Source organism: Bacteroides fluxus YIT 12057 (assembly GCF_000195635.1).
Classification (GTDB): Bacteria; Bacteroidota; Bacteroidia; order Bacteroidales; family Bacteroidaceae; genus Bacteroides; species Bacteroides fluxus.
This window is the reverse complement of record NZ_GL882609.1, coordinates 1-26,067: the sequence shown is the minus strand read 5'-3', so window position 1 is coordinate 26,067 and position 26,067 is coordinate 1. Positions and strand designations below refer to the sequence as shown.

The 26,067-nt window shown below is 49.7% G+C and carries 25 protein-coding genes; 6 read left to right on the top strand and 19 right to left on the bottom strand.

Annotation, left to right across the window (positions count from 1 at the left end; translation table 11 throughout):
- The first annotated feature begins 78 nt into the window (after positions 1–78).
- The 3 genes from HMPREF9446_RS01820 (at position 79) to HMPREF9446_RS01810 (ending at position 4,084) form a co-directional block, all read left to right on the top strand.
- Positions 79–963 (top strand): hypothetical protein, encoded by an 885-nt coding sequence (locus HMPREF9446_RS01820; RefSeq protein WP_005816280.1) that lies wholly within the window; start codon positions 79–81, stop codon positions 961–963.
- A gap of 208 nt (positions 964–1,171) precedes the next feature.
- Positions 1,172–2,623, top strand: a complete 1,452-nt coding sequence (gene mobV, locus HMPREF9446_RS01815) for a MobV family relaxase (RefSeq protein WP_005816278.1) — start codon at positions 1,172–1,174, stop codon at positions 2,621–2,623.
- 54 nt (positions 2,624–2,677) lie between these two features.
- Positions 2,678–4,084, top strand: a complete 1,407-nt coding sequence (locus HMPREF9446_RS01810; RefSeq protein WP_005816276.1) for an OmpA family protein — start codon at positions 2,678–2,680, stop codon at positions 4,082–4,084.
- Positions 4,085–4,224: 140 nt separating this feature from the next.
- Here the strand turns inward: HMPREF9446_RS01810 and HMPREF9446_RS01805 are convergent, their stop codons facing one another.
- On the bottom strand, positions 4,225–5,487 hold the full coding sequence (locus HMPREF9446_RS01805) for an ATP-binding protein (RefSeq protein ID WP_005816273.1): 1,263 nt from the start codon (positions 5,485–5,487) through the stop codon (positions 4,225–4,227).
- Positions 5,488–5,881: 394 nt separating this feature from the next.
- On the opposite strand from HMPREF9446_RS01805, the gene HMPREF9446_RS01800 reads away from it, so the two are divergent.
- Both HMPREF9446_RS01800 and HMPREF9446_RS01795 read left to right on the top strand, forming a co-directional pair.
- Positions 5,882–6,175 (top strand): hypothetical protein, encoded by a 294-nt coding sequence (locus HMPREF9446_RS01800; protein ID WP_005816271.1) that lies wholly within the window; start codon positions 5,882–5,884, stop codon positions 6,173–6,175.
- Between the two features lie 2 nt (positions 6,176–6,177).
- Positions 6,178–6,543: a DUF2958 domain-containing protein gene (locus HMPREF9446_RS01795; protein WP_005816269.1), complete on the top strand. Its 366-nt coding sequence runs from the start codon at positions 6,178–6,180 to the stop codon at positions 6,541–6,543.
- Between the two features lie 106 nt (positions 6,544–6,649).
- Here the strand turns inward: HMPREF9446_RS01795 and HMPREF9446_RS01790 are convergent, their stop codons facing one another.
- The 16 genes from HMPREF9446_RS01790 to HMPREF9446_RS01715 all read right to left on the bottom strand — a co-directional run bounded on the left by HMPREF9446_RS01790 (position 6,650) and on the right by HMPREF9446_RS01715 (position 22,923).
- Positions 6,650–8,572, bottom strand: a complete 1,923-nt coding sequence (locus HMPREF9446_RS01790; RefSeq protein WP_005816267.1) for a zincin-like metallopeptidase domain-containing protein — start codon at positions 8,570–8,572, stop codon at positions 6,650–6,652.
- A 6-nt stretch (positions 8,573–8,578) separates the two neighbouring features.
- The gene (locus HMPREF9446_RS01785; protein WP_009123702.1) at positions 8,579–9,184 is read right to left on the bottom strand and encodes a hypothetical protein; all 606 of its coding nucleotides are present in this window, start codon (positions 9,182–9,184) and stop codon (positions 8,579–8,581) included.
- 72 nt (positions 9,185–9,256) lie between these two features.
- The gene (locus tag HMPREF9446_RS01780; RefSeq protein ID WP_005816263.1) at positions 9,257–9,439 is read right to left on the bottom strand and encodes a hypothetical protein; all 183 of its coding nucleotides are present in this window, start codon (positions 9,437–9,439) and stop codon (positions 9,257–9,259) included.
- The gene (locus tag HMPREF9446_RS01775) at positions 9,436–10,992 is read right to left on the bottom strand and encodes a glucosaminidase domain-containing protein (protein WP_005816260.1); all 1,557 of its coding nucleotides are present in this window, start codon (positions 10,990–10,992) and stop codon (positions 9,436–9,438) included. The genes HMPREF9446_RS01780 and HMPREF9446_RS01775 overlap by 4 nt, the downstream gene beginning before the upstream one ends.
- A 4-nt stretch (positions 10,993–10,996) precedes the next feature.
- Complete coding sequence (locus HMPREF9446_RS01770; protein ID WP_005816257.1) at positions 10,997–13,453, bottom strand: MutS N-terminal domain-containing protein; 2,457 nt, start codon at positions 13,451–13,453, stop codon at positions 10,997–10,999.
- Positions 13,454–13,535: 82 nt separating this feature from the next.
- Positions 13,536–15,335 (bottom strand): hypothetical protein, encoded by a 1,800-nt coding sequence (locus tag HMPREF9446_RS01765; RefSeq protein ID WP_005816255.1) that lies wholly within the window; start codon positions 15,333–15,335, stop codon positions 13,536–13,538.
- Between the two features lie 9 nt (positions 15,336–15,344).
- Entirely contained in the window at positions 15,345–15,617 is a 273-nt protein-coding gene (locus HMPREF9446_RS01760; RefSeq protein ID WP_007897422.1) for a hypothetical protein, read from the bottom strand.
- A 32-nt stretch (positions 15,618–15,649) separates the two neighbouring features.
- Positions 15,650–16,471 (bottom strand): M23 family metallopeptidase, encoded by an 822-nt coding sequence (locus HMPREF9446_RS01755; RefSeq protein ID WP_005816253.1) that lies wholly within the window; start codon positions 16,469–16,471, stop codon positions 15,650–15,652.
- Positions 16,472–16,486: 15 nt separating this feature from the next.
- Positions 16,487–17,149: a hypothetical protein gene (locus HMPREF9446_RS01750; protein ID WP_005816251.1), complete on the bottom strand. Its 663-nt coding sequence runs from the start codon at positions 17,147–17,149 to the stop codon at positions 16,487–16,489.
- 93 nt (positions 17,150–17,242) lie between these two features.
- Positions 17,243–17,926, bottom strand: a complete 684-nt coding sequence (locus tag HMPREF9446_RS01745) for a hypothetical protein (protein WP_005816248.1) — start codon at positions 17,924–17,926, stop codon at positions 17,243–17,245.
- 17 nt (positions 17,927–17,943) lie between these two features.
- On the bottom strand, positions 17,944–18,645 hold the full coding sequence (locus HMPREF9446_RS01740; protein ID WP_005816246.1) for a hypothetical protein: 702 nt from the start codon (positions 18,643–18,645) through the stop codon (positions 17,944–17,946).
- A complete protein-coding gene (locus HMPREF9446_RS01735; RefSeq protein WP_005816244.1) occupies positions 18,626–19,111 on the bottom strand; it encodes a PH domain-containing protein in 486 nt (161 codons plus the stop codon). Before HMPREF9446_RS01735 ends, HMPREF9446_RS01740 begins: the two co-directional genes overlap by 20 nt.
- Positions 19,108–20,250, bottom strand: a complete 1,143-nt coding sequence (locus HMPREF9446_RS01730; RefSeq protein WP_005816242.1) for a toprim domain-containing protein — start codon at positions 20,248–20,250, stop codon at positions 19,108–19,110. Before HMPREF9446_RS01730 ends, HMPREF9446_RS01735 begins: the two co-directional genes overlap by 4 nt.
- 30 nt (positions 20,251–20,280) lie before the next feature.
- A complete protein-coding gene (locus HMPREF9446_RS01725) occupies positions 20,281–21,876 on the bottom strand; it encodes a hypothetical protein (RefSeq protein ID WP_005816239.1) in 1,596 nt (531 codons plus the stop codon).
- 37 nt (positions 21,877–21,913) lie between these two features.
- On the bottom strand, positions 21,914–22,138 hold the full coding sequence (locus tag HMPREF9446_RS01720; RefSeq protein ID WP_005816237.1) for a hypothetical protein: 225 nt from the start codon (positions 22,136–22,138) through the stop codon (positions 21,914–21,916).
- 23 nt (positions 22,139–22,161) lie between these two features.
- The gene (locus HMPREF9446_RS01715) at positions 22,162–22,923 is read right to left on the bottom strand and encodes a DUF4099 domain-containing protein (RefSeq protein ID WP_005816235.1); all 762 of its coding nucleotides are present in this window, start codon (positions 22,921–22,923) and stop codon (positions 22,162–22,164) included.
- A gap of 220 nt (positions 22,924–23,143) precedes the next feature.
- Here HMPREF9446_RS01715 and HMPREF9446_RS19345 point away from each other — a divergent pair, with 220 nt between their 5' ends.
- The gene (locus HMPREF9446_RS19345; protein ID WP_007837448.1) at positions 23,144–23,773 is read left to right on the top strand and encodes a M23 family metallopeptidase; all 630 of its coding nucleotides are present in this window, start codon (positions 23,144–23,146) and stop codon (positions 23,771–23,773) included.
- Positions 23,774–23,935: 162 nt separating this feature from the next.
- Here HMPREF9446_RS19345 and HMPREF9446_RS01705 read toward each other — a convergent pair whose 3' ends face one another.
- Positions 23,936–24,493 carry a DUF4411 family protein gene (locus tag HMPREF9446_RS01705; protein ID WP_005816230.1) on the bottom strand — a complete coding sequence of 186 codons (558 nt, stop codon included), beginning with the start codon at positions 24,491–24,493 and terminating at the stop codon, positions 23,936–23,938.
- Positions 24,484–25,626 carry an ImmA/IrrE family metallo-endopeptidase gene (locus HMPREF9446_RS01700; RefSeq protein WP_007897423.1) on the bottom strand — a complete coding sequence of 381 codons (1,143 nt, stop codon included), beginning with the start codon at positions 25,624–25,626 and terminating at the stop codon, positions 24,484–24,486. Before HMPREF9446_RS01700 ends, HMPREF9446_RS01705 begins: the two co-directional genes overlap by 10 nt.
- Positions 25,627–26,067: the final 441 nt, after the last annotated feature.

Below are 26,067 nucleotides of genomic sequence, written 5' to 3'. Positions count from 1 at the left end.
TATCACCTGTATCATGCCGTTCCTTTTGTATAATGGAGCTGGCGACAAACAACAGTATTCACCAAACAGATTATTGAAATGAAGAAACAGAAACATAGAACGAGTTCCGGCAAGATGTCTGAACGGATGTCCCTGTTGGAGTTCTTGAAAGAGAGGTCCGGGATAAGGCTGTCGAAGCTCGAAGCCTACCTTGACCTTGTAGACAAGGCTTCTGTACAGTACATCCCCAAGGATCTGTGCAAGCAGGAGTTCAGCCTGTCCAACGGGCAGTTTGTAATCACCATTACCGAACTGGCAGGATGCTGGCATTGGCACCGCGCCACTGTCCGCACCTTCATCGAGCAGTTGGAGAAGATGAACCAGATTTCCGTCACCCGTCTCACGAAGAGCCAAATCATCACCATCCCGATGTTGGCTGAGACACCTGCCGTTTCTCCGATTGACGCAGCCTTGGATGTGTTCCGCCAGAAGATGTGTACCGCATTGGACGAATGGCGAAGCGGCAAGATGTCCGCATCGGCTTGCGCCTCGGAATGTGAACAACTCTACGAAGATGCAACAGAGGAAGTAGCCATTATCTTGCAGAAAGCCGACAATGGCAATTCAATTGGCAAGGTGCCATGCGGAAGAAACATTCCCGAATCTGTAGGACACGCCTTTTGTATGACTGCACTCACAGCTGTCTGCGAAGCCACCTTCCATCAGGTGCTTTCGCAGGAAACAGATAACGCCCTCGTTACCTCCCTTCTTCCCTTCTTTTACAAAGACCTGGGAGGAGACTGGCTCTCATTCATCGAGGCGGCAAAGGCAATATCAGAATTGGCATTGGATGGCAGCTCACCAGCCTTGCATCAGGAAAGCGCAGCCATCAAGTCACAGTTTCAGTCACTCTGCCGACCGTTCCTTGCCATTGTAGCCAACCAAGAGGGCTCCTGTCCATCAAAAGGCTGTATTAACCTCTAATAATCACCGTACAACGCTTCTTCTTTTCTACTGGCACAGTGTTTACACGTCTGCCATTGCTGTAAAATAATCGGGCTTGCCCGTTGGTCGGAAATGAGGGAATTTGGGTAGCCTAATACCCCTCTTGGTCTCCGACCATCGGGAGGCTGTCCTTACAAGCAGCAAGCTGGAGACAGGAGAGTTGTACACACATAAAAGGAAATAGGTTATGGCAACACCAAAACAGGTTATGGATTTCCGACCATCTAAGGGAATCACCACAGCACAGAGCAACGAGCACCAACGCCGTTGGACGGAAAAGGGTTGGGGATCCGCTGAATCAACAGGCAACTACGACCGCAGCCGTGAGCGGCTCAACTTCGAGGTTCGGGGCGGCAAGGTTTGTCCTATAGACAAGAGCCGAAGCATCCCGGAGCGCATGGCAGACATCCTGCGGAGCCGTGGAATCAAAGACCCCAACGAGGGACTGGCAGAGCCACGCTTCCGCACAGTGGTCAATTTCATCTTCGGAGGCTCACGAGAACGTATGACAGAATTGGCATTCGGTGACCAGAAGGTGAATCTCACTCACGGAGCGGACAATTCGCATCTAACCCGATGCAAGGACATTGAGGAATGGGCAAAGGATGTTTACCGCTTTGTTGCGGACAAATACGGTGAGGAGAACATCGTCGCTTTCATCTTACACTTGGACGAAACCAATCCGCACGTTCACTGCACCCTCTTGCCAATCAAGGACGGCAAGTTTGCATACAAACAGATATTCGCCGGAAAGGACAAGTACGAGTTTTCTGCCAGGATGAAAGCCCTGCACAGCGAATTTGCCGATGTCAACAAGCGTTGGGGCATGGAGCGCGGAACTTCCGTCTCAGAGACGGGAGCACGCCACCGCACCACCGAAGAATACCGCCGCCAGCTGTCAGAACAGTGCACCACCATTGAGCAGTCCGTCGCCACCCATCAGCGGACACTCGCCTCGCTCCAATCGGACATCCGTCTGGCAGAGCGGAGAGTAAAAGGACTCACCTCAATGGTCAACAACCTCTTGCAGGAGAAGGCTGAGAAGGAGGCGGCACTTGCTGAATTGCATCGGCAGATTCTTGCAGGTCACGACAATCCTGATGCTCTCCGTCAGCAAGTCCAAGAGCTGGAGCAGGAACTGTCCGCTATCCAGTCGAAACTGGACGACAAGCAGGAGAAGCTCTCAGAGGCTGACCGCAAGCTCGATGCCCTGCGTGAGGAGATGACCGCCATGAAGGAGCGCACGGAGGAGTTGCGGCAGGAGGCACACAGATATTCCGATACTATCCGACAAGGTGCGGACACCGTTCTCAGAAATGCCCTTCTCGAAAACATGGTCAGCGAGTTCTCCGAACGTGTGGCACGGCTTTCCAATGAGGGCAAGGACGTGTTTGACGGTTCCCTGCTTCAGGCCTTTGCGGAGAATGGAACGGAGGTGATGTACTGTGCCACGCTTCTATTCCTCGGCTACGTCGATGATGCCACCACCTTTGCCGAAGGTCATGGCGGTGGCGGCAGTTCGTCCGACCTCAAATGGGGACGTGACGATGACGAGGATGAACGCGCTTGGGCACGCCGTTGCATGATGAAAGCTGCACGCATGATGCGCCCCTCTTCCGGCAAAAGGAAGAAACGATAAGCGGCACTGTCACGTATCACCTGTTATAGTATTCACCAGATTAAATTGAACAACATGAGAAAAATACTTATTCTATCCCTTGGCTTCGCCCTTTCATTGGGTGCGCAAGCCAAAGACTATCACCGCACGGCGGACACCACCACCGTTGTATGCAGACTTTCGGCAGACGGTATGCTTCGTCCGCTTAAACCTTCCTACATGAAAGGGGCATTGGTAGCTTCGCCATGGACGGACAACTGGTTTGTCCAAGCGGCAGGAGGAACTACGGTCTTCCTCGGCAAACCGCTCGGATGCAACGACCTATTCGGTCGCATGAAACCGGCATTCTCCGTGTCGATCGGCAAATGGTTCACACCTTCCGTCGGCGGTCGTCTGAACTATGGCGGTATGCAGTTCAACGACTGCAACAACTCCTCGCAGGACTACCAGTACCTGCGTGCTGATTTCATGTGGAATGTCCTCGGCAACCTCTACAAGGACGATGTACACACTCTTGCCAGATGGAGTGTCATTCCATACGTGGGCGTGGGTATGCTGCACAACAAGGTGAATGCCCACAAGCCCTTTGCCATTTCCTACGGCATACAGGGGCAGTATCATCTCTCCCCACGCATTGCTGTTACGGCAGAGATAGGCAACATGACCACCATGCAGGATTTTGACGGCTATGGCAAGGCACACCGCCTTGGCGACCATCTGCTGTCCGCATCCCTCGGCCTCTCTGTCCGCATCGGCAAGACTGGCTGGAAGCGAGTGATAGACGCTCGCCCGTACATCGCACAGAACGAATGGCTTTCGGCATACGCCTCATCCCTTTCTGACAGCAACAGCCGCTATCACGCCCAGCACGATCGAGATTGTCAGACTCTGGAGCAGCTGCGCAAGATTCTTGCCATCGAGGGACTTCTGGACAAGTACGGCCACCTCTTTTCTGACGATGCCGCTTCTTCCGTCACAAATGGCTATCCTCGAAACGACTACAGCGGTCTCAACTCGCTGCGTGCAAGAATGAGAGACAAGTATGGTAATGGTCAAAAGACAAAGGTCATGGAGTCCGCCTCTTGTACAGAAGAATATGGCAATGCTGAAGGTGAGCCGGAAGACGATTACCTATCGCTCATCCACTCAGGAAAGGCTTGCATAGGTGCGCCCATCTATTTCTTCTTTGAACTTGGCACTGACAGGTTGCTCAACAGGTCACAGCTCGTCAATCTCGACGAAGTAGCACGCATCGCCAAGAAATATGGCTTGAAAGTTAAGGTCATCGGCGCTGCCGACAGTGCCACAGGCAGTGAAGCCATCAATGATAACCTCAGCCGTTCCCGTGCCAGATTCATTGCAGAGGAACTGATGAAACGTGGTATGGAAAATGGCACCATCTCTCAGATTTTCGATGGCGGCATTGACGATTACTCGCCCAATGAGGCGAACCGCCATACCAGAATCCTGCTGTATCTATAGCCAGACATACAGCTCCGAACAAGAGCACTAAAACTTTTTTTTCATTGATAAATTTTAGAAAGGGAGGGCTTGTCCGTGATGGATAGGCCCTCCCTTAATCATATATGTATTAACGCATATTCTATGCGCATATCTTTTTTTTATCCGTGTTTCTCAGTACTTGACCAGTCAAGCAGGAAGTCATATATACTCATTATCTGTATGCCGTTTTCGTCGCTCCACTGCTTGGTATGTTCTCCCACGATCAGCAGTTTGCGGAAAGAGTCATCTACAAGACGCAACGACCGTTTCTCCTGTTCCATCTTTTCTGCATCGGGCATACGCCACGCCGACTGGATGTAGATCCGCTCGCTCCCTTTGTTGCAGACAAAATCCACTTCCAATGTCACCCTCTGCTGCTTTCCTTCCGTATTCCTCACTCGATGATAGACGTTACCCACATCCACGAGCCATCCTCGCATACGCATCTCATTGTAGATGACGTTCTCCATGATATGTGTCGGCTCGCTCTGACGGAACGACAGAATAGCATTCCTCAGACCTACGTCCTGATAATAATACTTGGACAACGAACCTATGTATTTCCGTCCTTTGATGTCGAACCTTTCGGATTTTTCGATAAGGAAAGCATCCTGCATATATTCCAGATAAGCCGACACTGTCTTGTCGGTTATGCTCTGCACATTGCTTACGGACTTGAACGTATTGGCTATATTCAGTGCATTGACAGGTGCTCCTATACTGGATGCTACGGTCTTCGACAATTCTTCAAATTCAGGTCTCAGTTCTATGTTGTTCCGCTCGTAGATGTCACGTAGATATACCGTGCGATAAAGGCGACGCAGGAAATCAGCCTTCTTCTCATCCCCAACCTGTGTAAGTAGTTGCGGCAAACCTCCGTACAGTCTGTATTCAGCCCAACCGTCTTCTTTCGAACCATCATACACCGTCATGAACTCCTTGAAGGATAGTGGCCACACATGTATCTCGTCACCTCTGCCTCGGAATTCCGTCACCAGGTCAGAGGACAGGAAACGCGAGTTGGAGCCTGTGACATACACATCCGCCCCTTCGGTAACTGACAAGGAAGAGAGCACCTCTACAAAGTCTTCCACCTCCTGCACCTCGTCGATGATGATATAATAAGTCTCATAGTCAATCATCATCTTTTCCACCCAGTCCAACAGGTAGTCCGGGTTCTTGAACTCTCTGTTCTTCCTACTCTCCATGTCGATGACGAGAATATGGTCTTCTCTCACGCCCTCATCCAATAGATGCTGATGAAAGAGTTTCTTCAGAAGGAACGACTTGCCTGAACGTCGCAATCCTGTGATTATCTTTATGAGCCCGTTGTTCTTTGAACGGCTCAACTGTTCTATGTATCTATATCTGTTTACTATCATATTTTACGAAAAACTGTCACTTGTGACACTTTTTCGGAGGCAAAGTTATATATTTTATCCTAAATCAAAGAAAGAAATAAAGAAAAATGCACTAAAAATCAATGATTTTCCTGTTTTGTAGTGTCTATTCCACTTGCCGATGCCCATTTTTCTTTGCAAAGTTACTGCCCGGGCGAATGGTCAAGTACCGCCATGCTAACAGGCAGAGGACTGAACGACAGCTTTCCGCAAATCAAAGATTTGGGTATTTCATTAACTCCTCCGTCTGTTTTCTTGCCTTATCGCCCTCATTCCGCAGTCTTTTGATGCACGAAAAATCAGTTCCCGACAAGAGGAGCCGAAAGGCTTCAAAAGGAGGGAAGAAAAACAAGTTGAACAAATAATTTCTTTGCGTATGGAATTACACAGATTATCAGAAAACGAGCAGGCATTTGTCGAGTGCTTCTCACGGTTCGTAAACGGTCAGATGGGGTCAGCCGCCAAGGTAGGCAATGCCCTTGCAGATGACCATCGCTATCTTATCAACGAAAAGGGCAAGGTGGTGTTTGCCTTCTTGGAACGCCTTGCCAACGACTATCAAAAAGGTCGTTATGACCAGCGTGACGAGTGGGTGTGCCGATTGGCAGCAGAGGCCATCGAACACCTTGTAGAGAACAGAATGTATTACAGAACACTTAACAACGATTGACTATGGCAAGCAGATTGATTACACCCGTATTGGAGGAGATACTGAAATCCTATCCTCTGTATTCACAGGACGGCAAAGGCAAGGATGCCGTTTGTGTGGCAATATTCTTCATCGGACACGTCCGTTGGTTCGTACTTGAAGGACAGCCGGAAGGTAACGACACCACGTTGTTCACCATCGTATGCGGTCTGCATGAAACGGAGTATGGCTATACCTCCGTCAATGAAATGGAGAGCGTAAAGGTGGATGGCTCCAAATATGGAGTGGACGAGATATTTCAAGTGGAGCAGTTGGACGGCTTCAAGCCGGTGAAACTGAAGAGCATTCCAGACGAGGATTTACAAGCATTCCTTCATAATATGGAATGACCCCAAATTAAATCAGCCGCAGGGACATTACTCCTTGCGGCTGACTATTGTTAGTACCTACTATGAGTAGTAAAGCCTACGATTAGTATATACTACGATACTACTCTCATCTTCGGAAAGCGGACTTGGCAACGTGCTCCTCTTGTACCTCTTCCTTCTGGTACTCCTCCATGTCAAGCAGTTGCTCATACGCAGAGCTGATGTTTGCGTCCATAGAATGGTTGTGGCTGAAAGGGAAGGTATGCTTCACAGAGAGTCCTGCATTGGTCACAGTCCCCACATCCAGGCTATCCTTATCCTTGTTATATTGCAGGTTCAGCAAACCACCATTCGGCATTTGGAATATCGGCATTTTTCGCTGCGCCAATTCCGAAAACTCTTCGGCGGTCATCTCCCTCGCCACAGCCTTCACGTCCTCACTGGCACGTCCTATGCCATAGCGAGTGATATGGTCACGCACTTCTTGCTCCGTATGCTTCAGGAACACCTCATACGTACCGCCGACACTCCCGTTATAGACCACTGCAAAGTCCTTGTCCTCTATTAGCAGGTCATCGCCTCTGTTCTGGCACGGCTTCCTGTAGGTCTGCTCCTCGTCCATGCCGTTCCCGTCATAGTATTCCTTGGCAAGCGTCAGCAGTCCTTGATAGTCACCTTTCTCCTTTAGCTTATCCAGTTCCGATGTGTCATCCGTTGATTGGAGATAGGCGATGGAGGCATAATAGACGTTTTCTTTCGATTGTGAAGGCTCTGTCAGGCTTTTGTACTGGGCAAAAGCCTCCTGATAATTGGTGTCAAGGTCTTTGCCGTGGTCGTAAGGAACAGAGAGTTTCACTTCCAGACCGTTACTCGTCGGCACAGCAATCTTTACAGAGTCCTCCTTCTCATGATGCTGGATATATACAGCAGAACCATTATATGCCAAGACTGCATGGTCGCCGTCATCTATGGATAGATAACTTTTCCCTTGCCCGTTTTCCTGCTCAGCCTTTTTCTCCTGGTCTATCTCCATAGCAATCTTGTCGATATGCTGCGTGAGCATTGAGGTAGCTTTTTTCACATCGAGTAGCGTGGTCTTGATGAACTGCGGCGACTCCTTCAGCGAATCCAGCCAAGACTTCAAATAGGCAGCCGAATCTCCTTTCAGATGCTTTGTCATGCCATACCGCTGAGCGGTCAGCGCAGCCGTCAGTTCTGCCACCAGTTCCTCGCGTGCATACTCTGCCGAGCCGAAGGTAGCGGGCTTGATGCGGTCTAACTGTCCCTCCGCACCCGTGGAGTGTCCCATCTCGTGGAAAAGGTTCGAGTAGAAAGACTCCCCATCCTTGAACTGCCTTTTCTCAGGCATCACAATCTCATTCTTGCTGATGGAGAAATAGGCGGAATCACCGAACATCGGTTTGATGGGACATATCCAACGGTTGTCCGCTATCATCCTATCCACGGGTTCAAAGGCAAACTGCTCGTCCTTCTCTACCTTGGGCATCGAGTATTCCTGTTCCAGTTTCTCCCAAAACTCTGGTCTGACCTCCTTCAGGTTGGTCTGCGCCACATTGAAGACATGGTAAGTCTGAAGCTTTGGATATACATTGTACTTTTCGCGCTCTTCCTGAGAGAGCAGTTTGTAGTCCTCCCACTTGATGTGTTCCTTTGTTTCCTTATTGACCACCGTAAACGTGGTGAGCATCACGGGGAAAGAATGCTCACCTTTCAGTACTGACACACGGGGCTTCTGTTCCTCGTCTTTCTTGCCAGTTTTGTTAAACTGCTGTATGCGGTCGAAGGTACAGAAGCGAGGAATCTTGTAACCCTCCTTCTCGCAATGCAGGAGCAACATCATAGCGTTCATGCCATTATATTCTCGTCCGTTCAGGTTTTTCGGCCATTGCAACGCACCTTCAGTAAACCAGGGCTTTTTCCATCCGTCTTTGCCCGACAGCGACTGAATACGCTCAATCATCATATCGGCAAACAGGTCGAGTGCCTTGTCTTCGGCACTCGGACCTTCCTTAGCATAAGGCTTTCCCATAGTCAATTAACCATTATAGGGCTGCGGAACATATTCGCTCATTTCAGACACTCGGCAGGAGAAGTCCAGTTTGTCATTGAAGACACTGACAGACAATGCCCCTTTGATGTTCGCTTTCACGCCTGGTTGCAGCCATGCCTCGCATTTGCCATCGAATAGGAAGAAACTTACCCAGATGTATTCAAATCCGTCCTGTACTTTCTCTGCGCTGAAAGCGGAGAACTGGCAGTACGGCACACCATTCTTGTCCGTCTTGTCCTCAATGCTCTTGCCCACCTTGCCGCGGAACTCCATCACGCCCTTGATGCAGTCCTCTGCCTCGTCAGGCTGGTGGCTGATGCTGCTTGCCGACAGGTTGAAATAAAGGACATCGCCCCATTTTCTTGGTACCAATACACCGGCTACCTCAATGCGTTCGCCGATGTTGCAGCTGCCCACCTCCGTCAGTGTCCCATCTTTGACGACCGACACCTCGATGGTCTTGTTAATCCCGCTCTTCGCTGGAATGACTACGTTCATGGCAAAGCTCACGAATGCCTTGCCCTCCTTGTTCGTGCGGCAGGTCGCAGCCTTGCTGACCGTTCCGCACACTGTTACATTACATTTGATCATTGCTCGATACTATTTGAATTATACATATCCATCGTCCAAGTGAAATGTCTTAGCAATGACAATAATCTCTTTTCAATCATCATATACTAGCGCACGTATCAGTTCATAGACTATCCACGCTGCTATGATAAGTTGGAAGCCGAGATAGATGATGGCCACGGTCTGACCGAAAAGCCATTGGGTAAGCATGAAGTGTCCTGCCACAGCTACCATACCCACCAGCAATGTACACAGATGACTTGCTATCCTTTTCATTTCCTTTGCAGATTTTGTTGTTGACTCTCAGCCTCCATCCCTTGCTCGAAGTTCTGCGAAGCCTGCTGTGTCGCCACGATGCCTGTCACCATTCCCGCAATCTTCGTCCGTTTGCTTTCTTCCGACAGATTGGCATTGCCCAAAATGAGCGACAGGCGGTTCATCTCCGAGGAGGTCAGTTCACGGTCAATCTTCACCGTACCGCTCTCTGCATGAAGCACAGTCTTGCCGTTCTCACCCACAGTAATGGTGCATTGCCTCATGCCTGGAACAAGCGAGGTCAAATCTACGAGCCGGTTGGCTGCCATGGCAGAGATAAGTCCTTTTTGTCGTTCCTCATCATTGCTGTCAATCTGCGCTGCCAACATCATCAGCGACATGAAGGTGGTCATCGCCATGTCGAGTATAGGGTCATTCGTTCCCGAAATGCCCACGCCGCTGTCCTCCGAGGAAAGGATTTTCTTCATCCAGTCCTCCGACGAAACCTTCTGCTCCTGTGGCGCATTGCTCTTGTATTTTGCCAACAGGTCATTGCCGTTATGCAGGGCCTGTAGCTTGATGTTGCCTTTCTGTCCGATTTCTGCCAGATAAGCGGCTGGATCCATATCCCTTTTTGAGCCGTCAGCCGATACACTCTTCACTCCGAAATGCAGATGCTCGCCAGTGGTTCTGGTGCCGGTATTTCCCGACACCCCCAACTTCTGACTGGCATTAACCACGTCACCTACCTTTACTGCTATGTCAGACAGATGCAGGTAGGAGCATTGCACCTTGCTGCCATCCTCACGGCTGTATTCCACGGTGACGGATTTCCCTCCTGCCGTGTTCGCATTATGGTTCACCGCCACCACCTTGCCGCCGTTCTCCGTGGCCAACACCGCCTCATGGTTCGTCTTGATGTCAATGCCCTTGTGCATCTGCTGCTTGGTGGCATCCATCGGATCCTGGCGATTGCCGAAAGGCGAGGTGATGAAGAGAAACTCCTCTCGCTCCACAGGAAAGGAATACCCGGCAGACTGCGGTACATGGGCAGCAGGCATTTCTCTACGAGGATTATTCTCCACCCCGAACGACCGACCTTCTGCCCGCATCTCAGCCATCACCTCACTGTCATACTTGTCCAGTCCGTTGGCTTCAATGATGCGCTGCAGACTTGCAGCATAACCGCCGCCCGTGGCATAGCCGGCACGCTCAATGCCCTTCGTCCATCCCTTGTAGTCGTCAGGCGACAGCGTGAAGCACTGCGCATAACGCTTGTTCTGCTTCAGGAACTGCGAGTGATGCTCATAACTGTCACCCACGCTTTTGTACTTACAGAATTTCTCGTTGGGCCTATCATCCGTATAGACTCCATACTCTCCGCCATTCTTCAACCACGATGCCGTAGCCTTGATGCCAAAGTGGTTGTTGCATTCGCGCGACAGTTGGCTCTGTCCGTTGCTGCTCTCCAGTATGGCTTGCGCCAAGATGACGGAGGCAGGAATCCCATACATCCGCATCTGTTCTTTGGCTTCCTCCGCATATTGTGCGGCATACGCTGCGTTCTTTCCCATAAGCCTATCTCCTTAGACTGGTGTGTTGTTCTGTTTCTTGACTTTCCTGTGCCATCTGCTTTCCTGTCTCTTTTCCAGGTGACACCATCTCCGTAATTCCACGCTTCGATGATGTTGTCTGCTTCGGCATTTCCAACTGGTCACAGATGGCCACCCGTTCACCAGCACGAATGAGCTTCGGCAGATAGGTGTCGAGGGCATGATATGGGAATCCTGCCATTGCCAACGGCTTGCCTTCATCATCCTTGCGCCCATTGCTCTTTGTCAGCGTAATACCCAATATTTTGGATGCCTTCACCGCATCATCCTTGTAGGTCTCATAGAAGTCACCGCAGCGAAACAAAAGAATGGCATCAGGATGCTTCTTCTTCAAGTCAAGATATTGTTGGACAAGGGGAGAGACAGCAGCCTTGACAGCCTTTTCATCCTTCTTTTCTTCTTTCTTTTCCTCTTGTTTCTTCTCTTCCCTTTGTTCAGAGCTTTTATCTTCCTTAAGTACCACTTCCTTCTGTTCATCATGCTTATCGACAATTGCCGTCTCCGCTTGCTTCACCTCCGTCGCTTCTTCCTGCTTCTCTTGTGTACTTTGCTCGACATTGTTGTCTTTCTGCAATACATCAGCAAACAGCGAGGCGGCAAGGTTCTGCTTGTAGGAATCCCTGTCAGGAGCCACCCACAATCGTTGCCATTGTGACGGACTGACACTTCTCGGCTGCAACTTCTTGCCGTCAATAGTGGCTGCACACAGGCATTCGCCCGATTTGGCACGGAATACTGCCACACGCTGGATGCGGTTCAAATCAACCTCCTGCTCATTACCTCCGAAGATGTCCACCTTCAGGTCGGGTTTCGCCTCTGCCATAGCATAATACTTCTGTGCCAGTTCCTCACGCACACGCTCGATGTTGTCCATCGACTGCTTCAAGGTGGTGAAGAAATGATTGAGGTCTCCTTTGTCGGGATAGACGGCAAAGCCCTCCTTACCTTCGGGCTTGATGTACAATGCCCACCGCTCCTTGTCATCCTTTACCAACTGCACATTGTCGAAACCGATGTCACGGCTGTGGGTTACGGCCTCAGAAGCATCCAACGAGGATAGGTCTTCGATAGACCAGTTGCGCAGTCTTGATACCGTGATTTTCTTGTCGGCGAAATAACTGTCGTCGGGACGGAAGCCCAAGGCTCCGTCGGGATTGTAGAAACGCACGTTGTCATAACCCTCTTTCTGCAAGGCATTGGTGAAGCGTTGCTTGTTCATGCCCTTGATCTCGTTGTTCACCTCCAACGATGCACCCTGTGGCAGCACCACATCGGCGGTCTTGCTGGCATCATCACGCACGATGACCACAGTACGCTGCTCCTCGTTGGGATGCTGCTTGATTTCGTCTGCTACGAAGTAGTGGTTGGGCAACTGCACCTGTATCTGCGCCGTCTCTCGCTGATGCTGGTCGGTGGCATACTCCACCTTTTCACCCAGTTCGGCTTTCTTCAACACCTTCAGCGCACCGTTCACCTCACTCTCGATGGCATCAATCAGACAAGGGTCTTCCTTCAGTTCCCTCGTCCAATAGTCCACCATGCTAAGGCTGTCCTTTGACAGACGGGCAGGCAGTCCCAGTTCGAGCATCTTCACGCCCGAAGCTATCTCAGTGATGAGTCGTTCCTTCTTCACGGCATCCTCCGACGGGGCTTTGCCGTTCTTCATGACCATGCCCTCACGTGCCAACCGCTGCTGATGACCGGTGGCAGACACCAACTGACGCATCATCTCCTGTACATAGTCATTGTAGTGCTCGAAGTCACGCTGCCGTGGCAGGTAGATGACATCCTTCTCGGTGTCGTAGTGCGCCACACCCGTGCCGTCCTGACGTACATTCACGAGGTTGTCCTTCATCTTCTGAAGGAATCCGTTGACGCACCCATGCAGCTGCTTGTCCTCCTTGTCGCCATAACCTCTATCCTCCACCGTGCCATCCTTCTTCAATGCCGTAGTGTAGGCTGTTTCGTTAGCCATAGGCAGTAGCGTCTGGTCGATATTGAACAGCACACGGATCTCACGGTTTTTCACTCCCTTGTACTGCTGTTTGTCCTGTTCCGACAGTTCTGCGTATGCCTCCTTGGTGATGACATCGTCGGGATTGTTGCGGTTGACGTACTTATTCCAATTGTAATACAGGAACGGCACACCTTTCTCATGCTCCCTCACGCTCTCACCCCGTGCCTTCGCTTCGGAGAACTGCGTAAACAGATTGCTCTTGCAACCCTTGGCATCGGAGTCAAGGGCAAGGACAAGGGCATTGAACGGACTGACCGAAAAGCCCTTGGGATAGAGCTTCGGATAGAGTTTGCCGCTTGCATTCAACCAATGTCCCTTGGCATCCACCGCACTCGTCAGTGCCTCAGTGAGCAGCGACACCTGCTTCTCCGCCGTCCGCTTCTCAAATTCTGATTTCTCTTTCATGCTTTTATCTTTTTGTTTATCTCAATCACATTCTATAATTGGCTTACCAAGCCACCGTTCCCGACAATTTTGTTGTCGGGCTTCACTGTATTCCCCTCGGTCGCACCACGCTCTCCCGTGCCTGCTCTTCGTACTGCATTGCTGCCATCTGTCGCATCTGGTCGTTCTTGGCAAGTATGGCGTTAGCCAATGTATTCAGCGGCAATGCCCCCGACTGATGCGCCCCAATCACACTGTCAGGCAGTTGAATGGTACAAGGCACATGGTCAATGTTGGCAACGAGACACCGCCCTTGCAGCATCGGGTTGCTGATACGAGGATTGAGTGGTTCATCAGGATATTGGCGGTACTGAATGCGAGATGCAGCAGGACTAACTGTAGGTGCAATGCCTTCCTGCTGTTTCCTGCCCAGCACCTCATGTCCCGCTTTGTTGAGCAGATTGGCACCTCCCATACCCATCAACAGCATCTTCAGTATAGGATTCTTCACGAACATTCCAGCCACGATAGAGGCCAAAGGAAGGAGGCTATTGTCCATATTCAGCGATTTTGTCTTGCCAGTGAACAGTCCCACCAGTACATCGGGCAGCATCGCCAACACATAACCAAGGTTCTTGCCGATGTCTGAAAAGCCGTTCAGTCCAAAACTCTGCAACAGCCCGTCCCATCCATTTTCGTTTGTTTGTAAGGCTGTTTCCTCCTGCTGGACTACAGATGGTGTTGCCTCTTCAGTCGATGAATCAGGAGTTTCTTTCGGTTCTGCCTTCTTCTCCTTCTCAGCCTCTGCATCCAGTCTCGCCTTAACCTCCAGATACTCGTCTTCCTGTCCAGGCGCAACTATCAAGGGCACATCCTTGTACTTGCCTGTACGTTTGGTTGCTTCGTTTCTCTGAGGGTCAAGGAACGTACCTTTGTTCCAAGGAAAAGAGGTCTGCTCGGTTTGTTTCGTCCAATCCATAAAAGTGATATTGCTCGTGGGAATCTTGTTCTTGAAATGGCTGTTGGTAGCCTTGATATAGCTGTTCTCGTGGTTCTTGATGACTTTTGCCTGTTTGCGGAATGAGGCGAAGACGTTGGTGCCCGTACCGAAAACTCCCTTGCTGATACACTCCTCGACACAGACCTCTTGGCTGCTACCTTTCTTGCTTAGGTGCTCCATGCCGACATTCATCACCATATCGATACCGACAAACTTGGCGAAGGTTGCCCATGAGCCAATCCCTCCCATGGCCACGACATCGGCACCCGCTCCGGCTGCCCATCCCGCTGCCTTCTCTGTTCGAGAGGGCTTATAGGCTGCCTCTCCTTTGGCTTCTATCTCTGCGGCAAGGGGTGACTTGTTCAGTTCGTAGGGCAGACCGAACAGACTGCTTTGTGCCGCCTTGCGGATGATATAGTCGGCAGAAGATGTTGGCATACGGTCTTTCACCATTTTTTCTATCATCAGCTGCTCCATGCGGTGATCGATATAGGCGTATGCCAAATCACAACCGAGTTGTTTAGAGAGTGCATCGTACCGCTCTCGTCCTATCTCCGTCACCACCGCCTTGCGCCATTCCTCAGCCATCACGGCAAGGTCACGCTGCATATCCTTGTTGCCGACAATAGCCTCCTTGCACATCGCCAGATAGTCTTCGGTGGTCTTGCTGTTCCACTTGCCTGTAATCTTCAGCGTGGCGTATGGGTCATCACCAGGCATATTGGCAGTGGCCAATGAGCGTAGGATGCCAGCCGTACTGTTGGAGTAGGCTCGCATCTCGTCTGCCTGTCTGTTGGACAAGTCCCGTTGCACCCTGCCCATCACGGGGGCAAGGTGACACCCGAAGTAGTCGCCCATCAGACGCTCTATCTCTGCGAATCGCTGACTGTTCTTAACTGCCATATACCTTGTTTATATATTATACTGCTGTAATATCTGTTCCTTTGTCTGCTCGATGGCATTGTGATATATCTCCATCTGCTTAGGATAGTGTTCCTCCAACCATGCGTCCTTGTCCACTTGGCAGTGGATGAACTGCACGGCCATACGTTCCTCAATCTCCACGGAGGGTTCCCCCTCTTCCTTACCATTGAACCATGCCTTTGTCCACCATCTCACGCCAGCCCGGTCGGGATAGACGCTCACTATCCTCGGAATGTCGAAGCTCTGGATATCCACGTCCAAGTCGGCAAGAGGGTCGATGATGCCGTCATGCGTCAGGGCTTGCTCTTGGAGTTTTTTTTTAACACCTCGTCCATCGTGGAGAGATATACCTGATGTCGCATGGCAAGATAGTTGAGAAAGTCGGCAATGAGCAGGTTCTGCACCTTAGTCGCCAAAGGCATACAGCGGTTGCCGATGCCCAAGGGATTAGCCATGCTCGGCATGGTCTCGTAGAAATAATGCTTGCTCGCTCCCAACGAGAAGATGTTTCTCAACGACTGCTCCGTATGTTCGGGCAGAGAGTATGCTCCTTGTTGAAGGTCCTCGAAGTAGGAGGGAAGGAAGCGGAGCATCAATGCCTCTATCTCCTGACGGTCGGTGTCGTAGGGTGAAGGGATGTTCATGTCCAGTTCATTGATGCCCATTTGGGAATTGTGCTCCAATGCCTTGATATTGCCGTAGAGCATGGTGAGGAACTCCAACGGATTGATTTCCTCTCCGTCAAACCTCACCTCCATGTGCAGCAGGTCGCCACTGATGGCGATGGTCTGACCGGCCTTGACGCTTTGGGAGAAGTTGGCGAAGACATTGGAGAGATGCCTGTAAGTCACTTCGTATTTGCCGTAGCGGATGGTCTGGTAGATGCCATGCTCCGCGTCCGACCCAATGGCAGAGACGGTTCCCGTTGCCACCGCCGACAGCAGGTAATGGTTCACTGAGAAGTCTATGCCGTGATGGAAGAATGTTTCTCCCGTCACGGGATTTTTCTGCTCTCCGTAACCCAAGGACATCTGCACGTCCTGCTTTATAGGCTCCTCAAACGGCATACAGTAGCCGCTCGATGAGCGCAGTATCATTTCTTCTGTATATCTCATATCACTGTATATTGGTTATCGTTTCATCCCTCTGCTTTGGGTCTCTGCTTCTTTCATGTTCTGCCCATGTGAAGACGTACCGCCTCTGTTAGGCAGAGTTTGCGCCACCTTAGAATTGTTCCCGATGATCATCGCTCCAAGCAGGGCACCCGCAATCTTGCTCATCCAACCAAAGCGTCCGAATACCATGAAGGCGGCAGCCACCAGTCCGACGATGCTCATACCCGACACGTTGCCCTTGCCGATATTGCCAAAGAGATTGCCTATCATGTCGCATCCTACGCCTCCGAACATATTCCTAAAGAAATCACTGATGCCGCTGAACTGGGTGTCCATCTTTCCGGCTACAGTGTTCACCGCATCAACGGCTTCACCAGCCTTGCCCGTCAGACGTTGCACATCGTTGGCGGTTTGTGCCACCGCTTCCGTGGCATTCTCGCCGATGACAGCATCACCTACGATGCGTGCCACGCTCTTGTCTGTGGTCAGCTTCTCCCATGTCACATAGCCTGCGGCACTACCCACTGCGGCCGTCTGCATAGCCTTGCCGGCTCCCATAAGGGTGCGTTGCGGGTGGAGTGCCGCACTGCCTAAGGTCTTTCCAGTTACTCCGATGACATGGCCAGTACCTCGTGCCGCCTTGCCACCATATTTCAATAATGAACTCCAAAATCCCATATCTTATCGTTTTTTAATCACGGTTTGACTTCGTCTTCTTCTGTCACGACTCGGCATAGCTCGAACAAGTTCGGCTCTGCTCTCGCTGCTCCATCAGTTTACGTTCTTGCCCACCTGCTTCCACCGCCTCTTGGCAGCCGCTGCTATCTCGGCTTTGTTCGCTTTGGTGGGTCTTGCCCCTTCGTCTATCTCCATCCAAACATCGCCCATGGTGGTGTATTTCACCGCCCTCGTCAGTCGCTTCAACTGCTTGTTCATCTTCTTCAGTTTGGGTCGGATGCCGAAGACTATCTCCACACGCTCCTTCTCGGTCATCTTGTTGCCCGACAGGCATACCGTGCGTATGTCATTAACTATCTCGATGCTGTTCATAATCAGCTCGCGGTATATCTTGTTGCGCTTGGCTGACAGGGCTACGGCAAGTCCGTTGGCAGGATGGGCATCCAACTGCGCCACCAATCCACCCATATTGTCCACCAACTGACCTATCTCGTGATAGAAACCATATATCTGTGCGGCATAGCTGACGATGGAACGGAAGGAGTCCAGATAGTTGTTGAACTCCCGCTGCAGGTCGGTAGTGGCTTCCACTTCCTCCTTGGTCCAGATATGGCCGGTGGATTGTAGCAGCATCACTTTCTCCTGATTCTTCAGTTCTTTCTCCGCCTTGTTGGTGTACATCAGAATCATCCCCGCAAGAGTCGGGTCGTTCTGCGCCCGCACTCCTGCAAAAGATGATATAAACATAAAAATGGCAATTGATATGAAATACTTCATGACTGATTCCTTTATCGTTAATCACTGATGGTCATACGTCCTGCTCTGCGCCATCTGCTAAGGGCTTGGGTGGCTATCTCTCCATTGCTTCGGTCTATCATCCCTGCCGTCACGCCGTTCCACACATCGGTCATGGTGTAATATCGTATAGACAGATAAAGACGATGCAGCTTCTTGCTGAAGGCACTCAGCTTGTCGTTCAGTGCCCACAGCGTCTTGCTCCTTTCCGCACCAGTCAGCATGTTCTCTTTGCCTCCTTTGGCGACTGCATCTTTCAGCAGTGTGAAGACGGACACCAATTCCGTGGCGGTCTCCATATACAGGTTGTTCATCGAGAGGGTGGCAACGATGCCTTGCGGATTATTGTTGATGGCCTTGCGCATCTTACACAAGGTGATGAATATCTTCACTCCATCGTCGTACAGATAGGTACAGGCTTTGAGGGAAGAGGCATAACCACTGGCGGTTTTCAGATAACTGTTGTACTTCTTCTCCCATTCGTGTATCTTGGTGAACTCTGCGGCGATGGTATTCTGCAACAGGGCAGTCTTGGTCTGACCTTTGATTTCCTTCTCTATCTCACCGTTGATGGCTTCGTTGCCCTCTGCTAATGCCATCCATTCCAAAGGGTTGGCAGTCACAATCTGTGCATGGGCTGACGGCACGCTCAGTACCAATGCCACGACAATGAACCAAATCTTATCTATTCGTAATCTCATATACGCCCTTTCTTCGTTTGTTCGTTTCTACTCTTGTTCGTATCACACTCACCACGTCATAGCTGTTGCTGATGCCGGTCATTTCCAGTTTCGGTGTCGTTCTATCCATCGACAACACGGTCACGCTTTTCAGTCCGCATAACTGTTGTATCAATGTCTGATGCTCGGCAAAGTCCACCACTCGGTACAACTCCATGTAGTTCACGCTCCGCTGAAACACTCCGTGCTCACAGATGAGTTGCTCGCTCCCGATATGGTAGCGGATACTCCTCAGATAGATGAATCGGTAGAGTAAACAGAGGGAGAACAGGAGGCTGAAGACAAGCAACAGGGTACTATATGCACAACCGGGCAATCCTCCGATTAGGAGCATTGCCACGCACAACAGCAACAGAGGCAGTTCGTTGATGAAAAACTGTCCGATGCTGGGGCACAAGGTGATGATGCTATTATCTTCTTGTCTCATACGCTTCTATGATATGTGTTCTTTTCTTCTTTTTCCCTTTGTTTCTCTGCCTTGCCGGCTGCGATAAACTCGGCATAGTCGAAGGTATCTGGTTCGCCCTTGGCAATCAGTTCTGCTGATTTCTTGTTGAGCAGCGCATCGTTCCAGTCCTTGTAGCAACCCAATGGATGATAGGCTTGCACATGCTCGTGACGGAAGCCCATCTCTGCTGCCACCTTCCTGAAGTTTGCAACAAACTGCCGCCCTGCATCGTCCTTGTCAAAACCCAAATAGTGCCGTGCGTTGGGAGTAACGGACAGAAGTCCTCGCATCTGTCCCTCGGTGGGTGTGCCGCCCGTAGATACATACACCATCTTTACAGGATTTATCTGATACTCTGCCATGGCATCGTAGGCACTCTCAAACCATACAATTTCGCTTGCTTTATCCAACGGCTCGCCCGTGAGGTTGGCAATCCACAGTCCTTCACTGCTGTTGCTTCCTTCTGCCTTGCCCTTGTAACCGCCGCTACCGTCCATCTTCGGTCGTCCTCGTTCCTCAAAGCCCACAGTCTTGTCGGGTGTCTTGGGCAGTACAAGCGGAAAGGCAAGGTTGGCAAAGGTAAGTCCATCCGTCCGATGCTTAGTAGCCAGACAGAAATGCCGATGAAAAGCATACTGCGTATAGAGGTCGATGCCTCGGAACTTAAAATAGGGATAAAACCTTTTCTGCGTTTCCCTGTCCTGCGGATTGAACTTGTGGATGTCGTAGTCATTCAGGTTGAATGGCTTTCCGTCCTTTCTTGGTTCTGTAATCTTCGATGGTCTGTCCTCTATGGGTTGGTTGAGCAGTCGGTTGCAGACGAGGTTGACGAGTCGGTCAGGAGACATTCCCACCTTGTTCTCTGAAAACATTTCTGGATGCTCCTTGATGAACGAAATGACATTATACACCTTCTGCTGCGGTGGTTGGAAGCAACATTTCCCATTCTGCGTGACAATGAACTTATCACCACGCACCCGTCTGCCCTCACTGTCAGTACGCACATACGACGGATAACGCAAGCCATCTCTCTTGTTCAGATGATACCCTGCGTCCACCAGTACTTCCTGTATGCTCAACCTGTCCAGAAAGTCATCGTATGTCAGTTCACTACTCATTATAAATTATAAATTGTAAATTATACATTGTTAATATCCTCTCCTTATCTCCGTGGCAACATGATTTGCTTCTGCCTCAAAGTACCTTGCCGCAATCTCCTGTGGCGAATCCACTCCCGGTTTGAAGTAAGGACGTGGACCGCCATGATGCTCTGCATAGAACTCCGGGGCTGGATGGTGATGATGGTGGCTTATGTCATGCGCCACCTCTGCTGTAACGACTGCTCCTGCCGTCAGAGCCGCCAATATCTTCGTGCCCAGTCCGGCGTTGGTTTCGGGGCGTGTCTTCATATCCACTTCACTGAAAACCTTGGAGAAGAGTTTCATGCGATGGTAGTCATCCACCGCCAAGAACTTGTCGTAGTCCTTCTGCTTGATTTCGTGCGTGATGGCTTCTCCATTGATAATGGCGGTCATGCGATACTTATCTTCGCCTTTCTTATCTCCCTCCATCGGAGGCACTTTCTCCACCATGATGTCACCGACTTTCACTTCACGCCCATGCGCTCCCTCACGATACCAACCCTTGTTCTCATTAATCAAGGCAAGGTCTTCACCTCTCACCATGGCATCGCCTTGCAACACGTCACGTCTGACAGTCTCGTCCTCTTCCAACGGAAGCAACCGTTCCTCGTCTTGTTGCTGACGCTGCTGCAACTCCTGTTCAAGTTCGGGATGCAGATGCAGGTCGATGCGCTCCTTGCTATTCAGTGTGTCCATCAGGATTTTGTCAGCAAAGTCGTCCTTGATGATGCCATTCAGCAGTTCCAAGCGTTGAACGACGGGCACTTCCTTGATGGAGTTGGAGGTGAGTTTCTTCAGTTCCTCATCTGTCAGGTCATACACCATGTCGGCATTGACGCTGTTCGACTGAATGGTCAGCGTCTTCGCATTCTCATCAATGATGATGCCATGCGATGCCAGACACTCCTGCCACTTCTCATTGGTGAAATAGACAGGCGAGGTAATCAGTTCCTTATAAGGCTTGGCTGGCTCCGTGCTTCTCGTGCGGCTGATGGAAGGCATTATGATTCCCTCCAAATCTTTCAGCACATCCTGTTGCTGAGGGCTATAACTCTGTTGCTGTCCCTTATAATAGAACCCATAACCGCCGCTCTGCAATTCGCCAGGCTTCATTCTGCCGTCCCAACGTTCAGGCACAATCGGGGCTTCGGGGAAGAACAATCGTCCTCCAACTCTGCGAAGATGGAATCCCTCCTGACTGCGTGGTGTCCAACCTAAAAAGGGTGGTGGCATATCGATGCGCCCCATCCGTCCATACTCGCCGATACCAACACGATAGCCGTGCAGCCCCATAGCTACACGACCGTTGGCATTGCGTGCATGAACGAAGTTCTTGGGCATATAGAAGTCGTTGCCCACAATGCCCGTAAAGGTATTGTAGGCTAACTTGTTGGCATGATTCGTACCCCAGTCGGTCAGAGCCAACATCTGCTTCTCGGTGATGTTATAGGTAAGCAGCGGACTGTCATGCCCTTGCACCACAAGCTGATAGCCGCTGCCATTACTCACCACATGAGCCTGCATACCATTGCGCATGAGCAAGTCACGCATCTCTGGTTGCAGGTCCATCTGTTGGGGATTCGTATTCTTTCTTATCGCCATACTTATTCTTCACTCTTCATTCTTCACTCTTCATTTATCATGCTTCACCGTTCTCTATTGCCTTCTCCAGTTCCTCATCTTTGTGATGGACAAACTGCTCCGCACTCTCTTCACAAATGCAGAGTCCGTTGTTCAGACAATAGCTCTCATATTCTTCCTGCCATTCAGCAGAATGATGGTTGACATACTCCAACCAACCGTACTCGCCGCTCTGTATCTTCTCGACGAGCACATCCTCTGGATAATATTTATTTGATGCCATATACTTATTATATTATGTGTAGATTATTTGTGCATGGAAAAAGAGGCGCGGTTGCGCTCTCCATTCTTCTTCTGCTCATTCCAAAGTTCTTCCGTGTATTCCTCTTCAGGCACATAGTCAAGATTACCGTCATCGCCCATTACCCAACAGCCATAGCACCCGAAGGTGTATTTGTCCCACTCTCGCTTGGTGTTCTCCTTCCACTTCTGACTGTCGCCTTGATTAATCCTTATGCCGGTCTTATCGTTCAGGTCAATACCCACCGTCACCTGTTCGTCCTCCATGATGAGCGTGAGCGGCTCACCCTTCTGCATCACGGTCAGTTCTGCCGAACTCAGTTTCAGTTCATCCTTCAGCACCTCCAAGTTGCGCCCGATGACAGGCGTAGGTACCGACATCACCTGATTGGTCTCCGTGTCAATCTGCACGAAAGCCTTGCTGCTCCTGCCATCAGCATCCTTAACATCGGCAAGGATAGCCTTTCCAGCCAGCAAGTCCTCCTGCTGTTCCTGAGTAAAAGCCTCCAATGGTGATTTCTCCAACTGCGGATAGAAGACCACATCCACCTTGCCGTCCTCCATACGGACCAACGCAAATCGGGTGCGGCTCTTCAATGTCTCGCCCTCATCATTATTCACCTGAATGGGCAGCAACGGTGAACGTCGTCCCTGACCAATATCTTCCAACGCCCACATGGGCAGGTCTTCAATCTTCTCTTGTGTGAGACCAAAACGAGCCAGTGTCTGATAAGGCACCTCGCTCTCTTCAAATCGTACTTGCTTCATACTTTAACTTTGAATTTGAAATTAAACTCATGCAAAGTTATATACCTATTCAGAGACAAGCAGAATTGCATAAGATAATGCGTGTTATTTTTGACGATTATTATTATTTGAGTTTGATTTCTGCTCAAAAATCAAACTCGATTGCTATATTATGTTACAATCTTCTTGTCTTCCCTTTGTTCTTTATGCCAGTCAAAGAATTGCTTGTTACTTTTGCACCATGAAACGATTTCTACTCATCACAATAGCAGCAATATTCTGTTCATCAGCAACAGTATGCGCTCAGTTCAATACCGTCACACAGACTAAGGTACACCGCAAGGCTGTGCCAAAAACGACGCAGTCCGCAACATCCGAACAACTGCCTCCGTGCTCGCCGCATCAGCGGCGAGACTCTCTTGCCTTTGCCCCATTACAAACCCAAACGGAGCAGACCGACCGCCACACGGCACTTGTCAGTCCACTCCGTCATATCTCTGTCACCAGCCCTTTCGGCTACCGCAGAGACCCATTTACAAAAAGAAAAGCCCTACACAACGGGCTTGATTTGAAGGCAAATTACGAACCCACATACGCCATGATGCACGGCGAGGTCATCAAGGTAGGCAAGGACAAACGTTCAGGCCTCTATGTCACCCTCCGTCACGGCGACTTCACCGTCAGCTATTGCCACCTCTCCCAAACTCTCGTCACCAAAGGCACCCACGTCCGTCCCGGCATCATCATCGCGCTGACAGGCAACAGTGGTCGCAGTACTGGTCCCCACCTGCACCTCACACTCAAAGACACAAAAAAAGGACGAGCCATCGACCCGTCCATTCTTCTCAATCTTATCAAGCATCCACTCTAATAGAACGCCTTGTCTTTTGTCGTTCACATCCCCCCTTCCGCATTGCAATAATGTCTTAAATATCTAATCCTCAACAATTTCTATTCTTGAAAAACAAGTGTTTTATTCACGAATATAATATGATTTCGTGAAAGATGTCATAAGATGATACTAATATCTATGCTATTTGTCAATAAAGAACCCGTTTCTATGCAGATATTCTGAAACGGTTAGTGTTCCAATCCCTATCTGCTCACACAACAAAGGAAGTTTCTTGAACAACTTACCGTCATTCTGCTGCCTTGTTTCCTCCGTCATTACTTGCATCTCTTCCAGATGGATAGCGTCCGAGTGTCGTACATTCAGTGCATAAATGATAATCTTAGCATCACCTGTTTTAAGGTATTCTTCCTTTTGCTCTATGTATTCTTCTTCAGTCAGTTCCTGCTTCTTCAGTCTTACACAGAAATTGTTGTCTATCATGTTGCTGAATCTCTCTGGGGCACATGGAAATAGATCCTTTGTCGGAATGACCAATTTCTTGTCTTTGAGGAAAGGCATCTTTTCAACTGCAATTCCTTTGGAGGTGCGTTTTGATTCATCCAGAATCACATCAAGTAGCATCAAATCCTTGCGGGAGAACGCCTCTTCCAGGAATGAGTACAACTGTCCGTCCTTATCCAAGGGAAGATAATTCTTGGCAATCATCACCAATGAGCATGTATCAACAACTATCGCCATAACTCCCTCTCAAAATTTGCTGGTTTGACATTGAGTCTCGAACAGAAAGTGGTCTCGTTGACCACTCCATTGAAATAGGCATATTGCATGGTTTTCAAGAATAGCGGAGAAATGATGGGCTTTGGTGTTCGCCCGCCTCTCTTCTCAGAGTTTTTCAACTTTTCCTGTTCCTCTCTTCTTCTGTATTCCTCTGCCAATTCACTCTTGACATTGCTGTAGCTCGAATAGCTGATTTTCCTGTCGATATACATCCTTGTATATAAGGCAAGACGGCTAATGTGCGTCCGTGCACTGATAGCCTTGAAGAGGTCAATGCAGTAGTCGTTACGGGAATCTACACATGCTATGTTAGCAAGTGTTTCTGCTTCTTGTCCCATAATGAACTGATATGCAAAATCATTGCACCATCTTTCGACATCACTGTATGAAGTCTGTGCCGAGATGTCCATCATGTCCACCGACTCCACTTCTTCAATCCCCAATAGACAATGCCCCAATTCATGCGCCAGAGTGAATATTTCTCGCTTGTAATGCTTATGATGCTTAAGCACTATCACATTGGGCTTAAGGTAAAAACCGTCAATGTTGGTTTTCTCTTTCTTGTTCCATGTCTCTATGTATTCAAAGACAAAAATGCCATGATCGGCGATTTTTTCTATCATCTTCACAAGAAACTGCCTATGATTGACAGTTTCCCCGGGATAAAAAAAATCTCTTGCACGTACGGCTACTGTCTTAGGGTCATCTTGTAGGGTGTAGTGTTCTATGTCAAACTTCACATCCAGTTGCGACAGTTTGTTGTATGCATCCAAAGCGTTTTTCAGACTCTCGAATCGGTTTACAGTACGGATCGACTCCAAGTTCAGCTCTGTTCCGAATGAGGTCTTGCGGAAGAAGATACTGCTGCTTGCATTGGTTGACAACTTAGAATAGTCTTGAAAGAAACTGACTTCTTTGTCGAATATCTCACCTATACGCTTCAACACCCCCAAATCAATAGAATCTCCACTGATGTCTGCGGCTCCTGTTATCCGTTTCCTGCCTTTGTTCAGAAGAGACAACAAGTCATCCACCGACATCTTGTATAATGCCAGCAGGTATTCTAAACGTTTCTTGTTAATCTCTACTTTCATATCAGCCTCGATTGAACTATTGTTGTTTTGATGCAAATGCTTAGGCACAATTTTGCGTTGCAAAATTACACATTTTCACTTAAATGGGCGAATTTTCATGCTGAATATCACTGGAATTTATGTTTATTTTGCTAAATCGCTACATTTTGCCACCAAAAAGACACAAAAATAGGACGAATCATCGACCCGTCCTTTTGTTTTTAGCCTTTTTCGTTCTAACCACAGCCTGCAATGTTATTCATCAACTGGTTCATCACTCGCATGTCTCATTTCGTAAACTGTCCATAAGGCTAACACACATTCAATGGCTATCACGGTAATGGCCGCAGTCATGCCCCACCAGTGGGCAATAAGCATAAAGATGCCAGCCTCAATGCACAACGCAAAGAGGATGGTAACAATAAGTGATAACCCGTTGGCGGAATTAATTTAAGTTGATAA

Excerpts from the sequence above, each read along its gene's own strand:
- HMPREF9446_RS01750 (WP_005816251.1), bottom strand. The coding sequence starts at position 17,149 with ATGGGATTTTGGAGTTCATTATTGAAATATGGTGGCAAGGCGGCACGA.
- HMPREF9446_RS01810 (WP_005816276.1), top strand. The coding sequence starts at position 2,678 with ATGAGAAAAATACTTATTCTATCCCTTGGCTTCGCCCTTTCATTGGGT.
- HMPREF9446_RS01700 (WP_007897423.1), bottom strand. The coding sequence starts at position 25,626 with ATGAAAGTAGAGATTAACAAGAAACGTTTAGAATACCTGCTGGCATTA.
- HMPREF9446_RS01790 (WP_005816267.1), bottom strand. The coding sequence starts at position 8,572 with ATGGGAAAGCCTTATGCTAAGGAAGGTCCGAGTGCCGAAGACAAGGCA.
- HMPREF9446_RS01740 (WP_005816246.1), bottom strand. The coding sequence starts at position 18,645 with ATGAGATTACGAATAGATAAGATTTGGTTCATTGTCGTGGCATTGGTA.
- HMPREF9446_RS01800 (WP_005816271.1), top strand. The coding sequence starts at position 5,882 with ATGGAATTACACAGATTATCAGAAAACGAGCAGGCATTTGTCGAGTGC.
- HMPREF9446_RS01780 (WP_005816263.1), bottom strand. The coding sequence starts at position 9,439 with ATGAAAAGGATAGCAAGTCATCTGTGTACATTGCTGGTGGGTATGGTA.
- HMPREF9446_RS01805 (WP_005816273.1), bottom strand. The coding sequence starts at position 5,487 with ATGATAGTAAACAGATATAGATACATAGAACAGTTGAGCCGTTCAAAG.
- HMPREF9446_RS01720 (WP_005816237.1), bottom strand. The coding sequence starts at position 22,138 with ATGGCATCAAATAAATATTATCCAGAGGATGTGCTCGTCGAGAAGATA.
- HMPREF9446_RS01765 (WP_005816255.1), bottom strand. The coding sequence starts at position 15,335 with ATGGCAGTTAAGAACAGTCAGCGATTCGCAGAGATAGAGCGTCTGATG.
- HMPREF9446_RS01795 (WP_005816269.1), top strand. The coding sequence starts at position 6,178 with ATGGCAAGCAGATTGATTACACCCGTATTGGAGGAGATACTGAAATCC.
- HMPREF9446_RS01725 (WP_005816239.1), bottom strand. The coding sequence starts at position 21,876 with ATGGCGATAAGAAAGAATACGAATCCCCAACAGATGGACCTGCAACCA.
- HMPREF9446_RS01730 (WP_005816242.1), bottom strand. The coding sequence starts at position 20,250 with ATGAGTAGTGAACTGACATACGATGACTTTCTGGACAGGTTGAGCATA.
- HMPREF9446_RS01755 (WP_005816253.1), bottom strand. The coding sequence starts at position 16,471 with ATGAGATATACAGAAGAAATGATACTGCGCTCATCGAGCGGCTACTGT.
- mobV (WP_005816278.1), top strand. The coding sequence starts at position 1,172 with ATGGCAACACCAAAACAGGTTATGGATTTCCGACCATCTAAGGGAATC.
- HMPREF9446_RS01705 (WP_005816230.1), bottom strand. The coding sequence starts at position 24,493 with ATGGCGATAGTTGTTGATACATGCTCATTGGTGATGATTGCCAAGAAT.
- HMPREF9446_RS01715 (WP_005816235.1), bottom strand. The coding sequence starts at position 22,923 with ATGAAGCAAGTACGATTTGAAGAGAGCGAGGTGCCTTATCAGACACTG.
- HMPREF9446_RS01770 (WP_005816257.1), bottom strand. The coding sequence starts at position 13,453 with ATGAAAGAGAAATCAGAATTTGAGAAGCGGACGGCGGAGAAGCAGGTG.
- HMPREF9446_RS01820 (WP_005816280.1), top strand. The coding sequence starts at position 79 with ATGAAGAAACAGAAACATAGAACGAGTTCCGGCAAGATGTCTGAACGG.
- HMPREF9446_RS19345 (WP_007837448.1), top strand. The coding sequence starts at position 23,144 with ATGAAACGATTTCTACTCATCACAATAGCAGCAATATTCTGTTCATCA.
- HMPREF9446_RS01775 (WP_005816260.1), bottom strand. The coding sequence starts at position 10,992 with ATGGGAAAGAACGCAGCGTATGCCGCACAATATGCGGAGGAAGCCAAA.
- HMPREF9446_RS01735 (WP_005816244.1), bottom strand. The coding sequence starts at position 19,111 with ATGAGACAAGAAGATAATAGCATCATCACCTTGTGCCCCAGCATCGGA.
- HMPREF9446_RS01785 (WP_009123702.1), bottom strand. The coding sequence starts at position 9,184 with ATGATCAAATGTAATGTAACAGTGTGCGGAACGGTCAGCAAGGCTGCG.
- HMPREF9446_RS01745 (WP_005816248.1), bottom strand. The coding sequence starts at position 17,926 with ATGAAGTATTTCATATCAATTGCCATTTTTATGTTTATATCATCTTTT.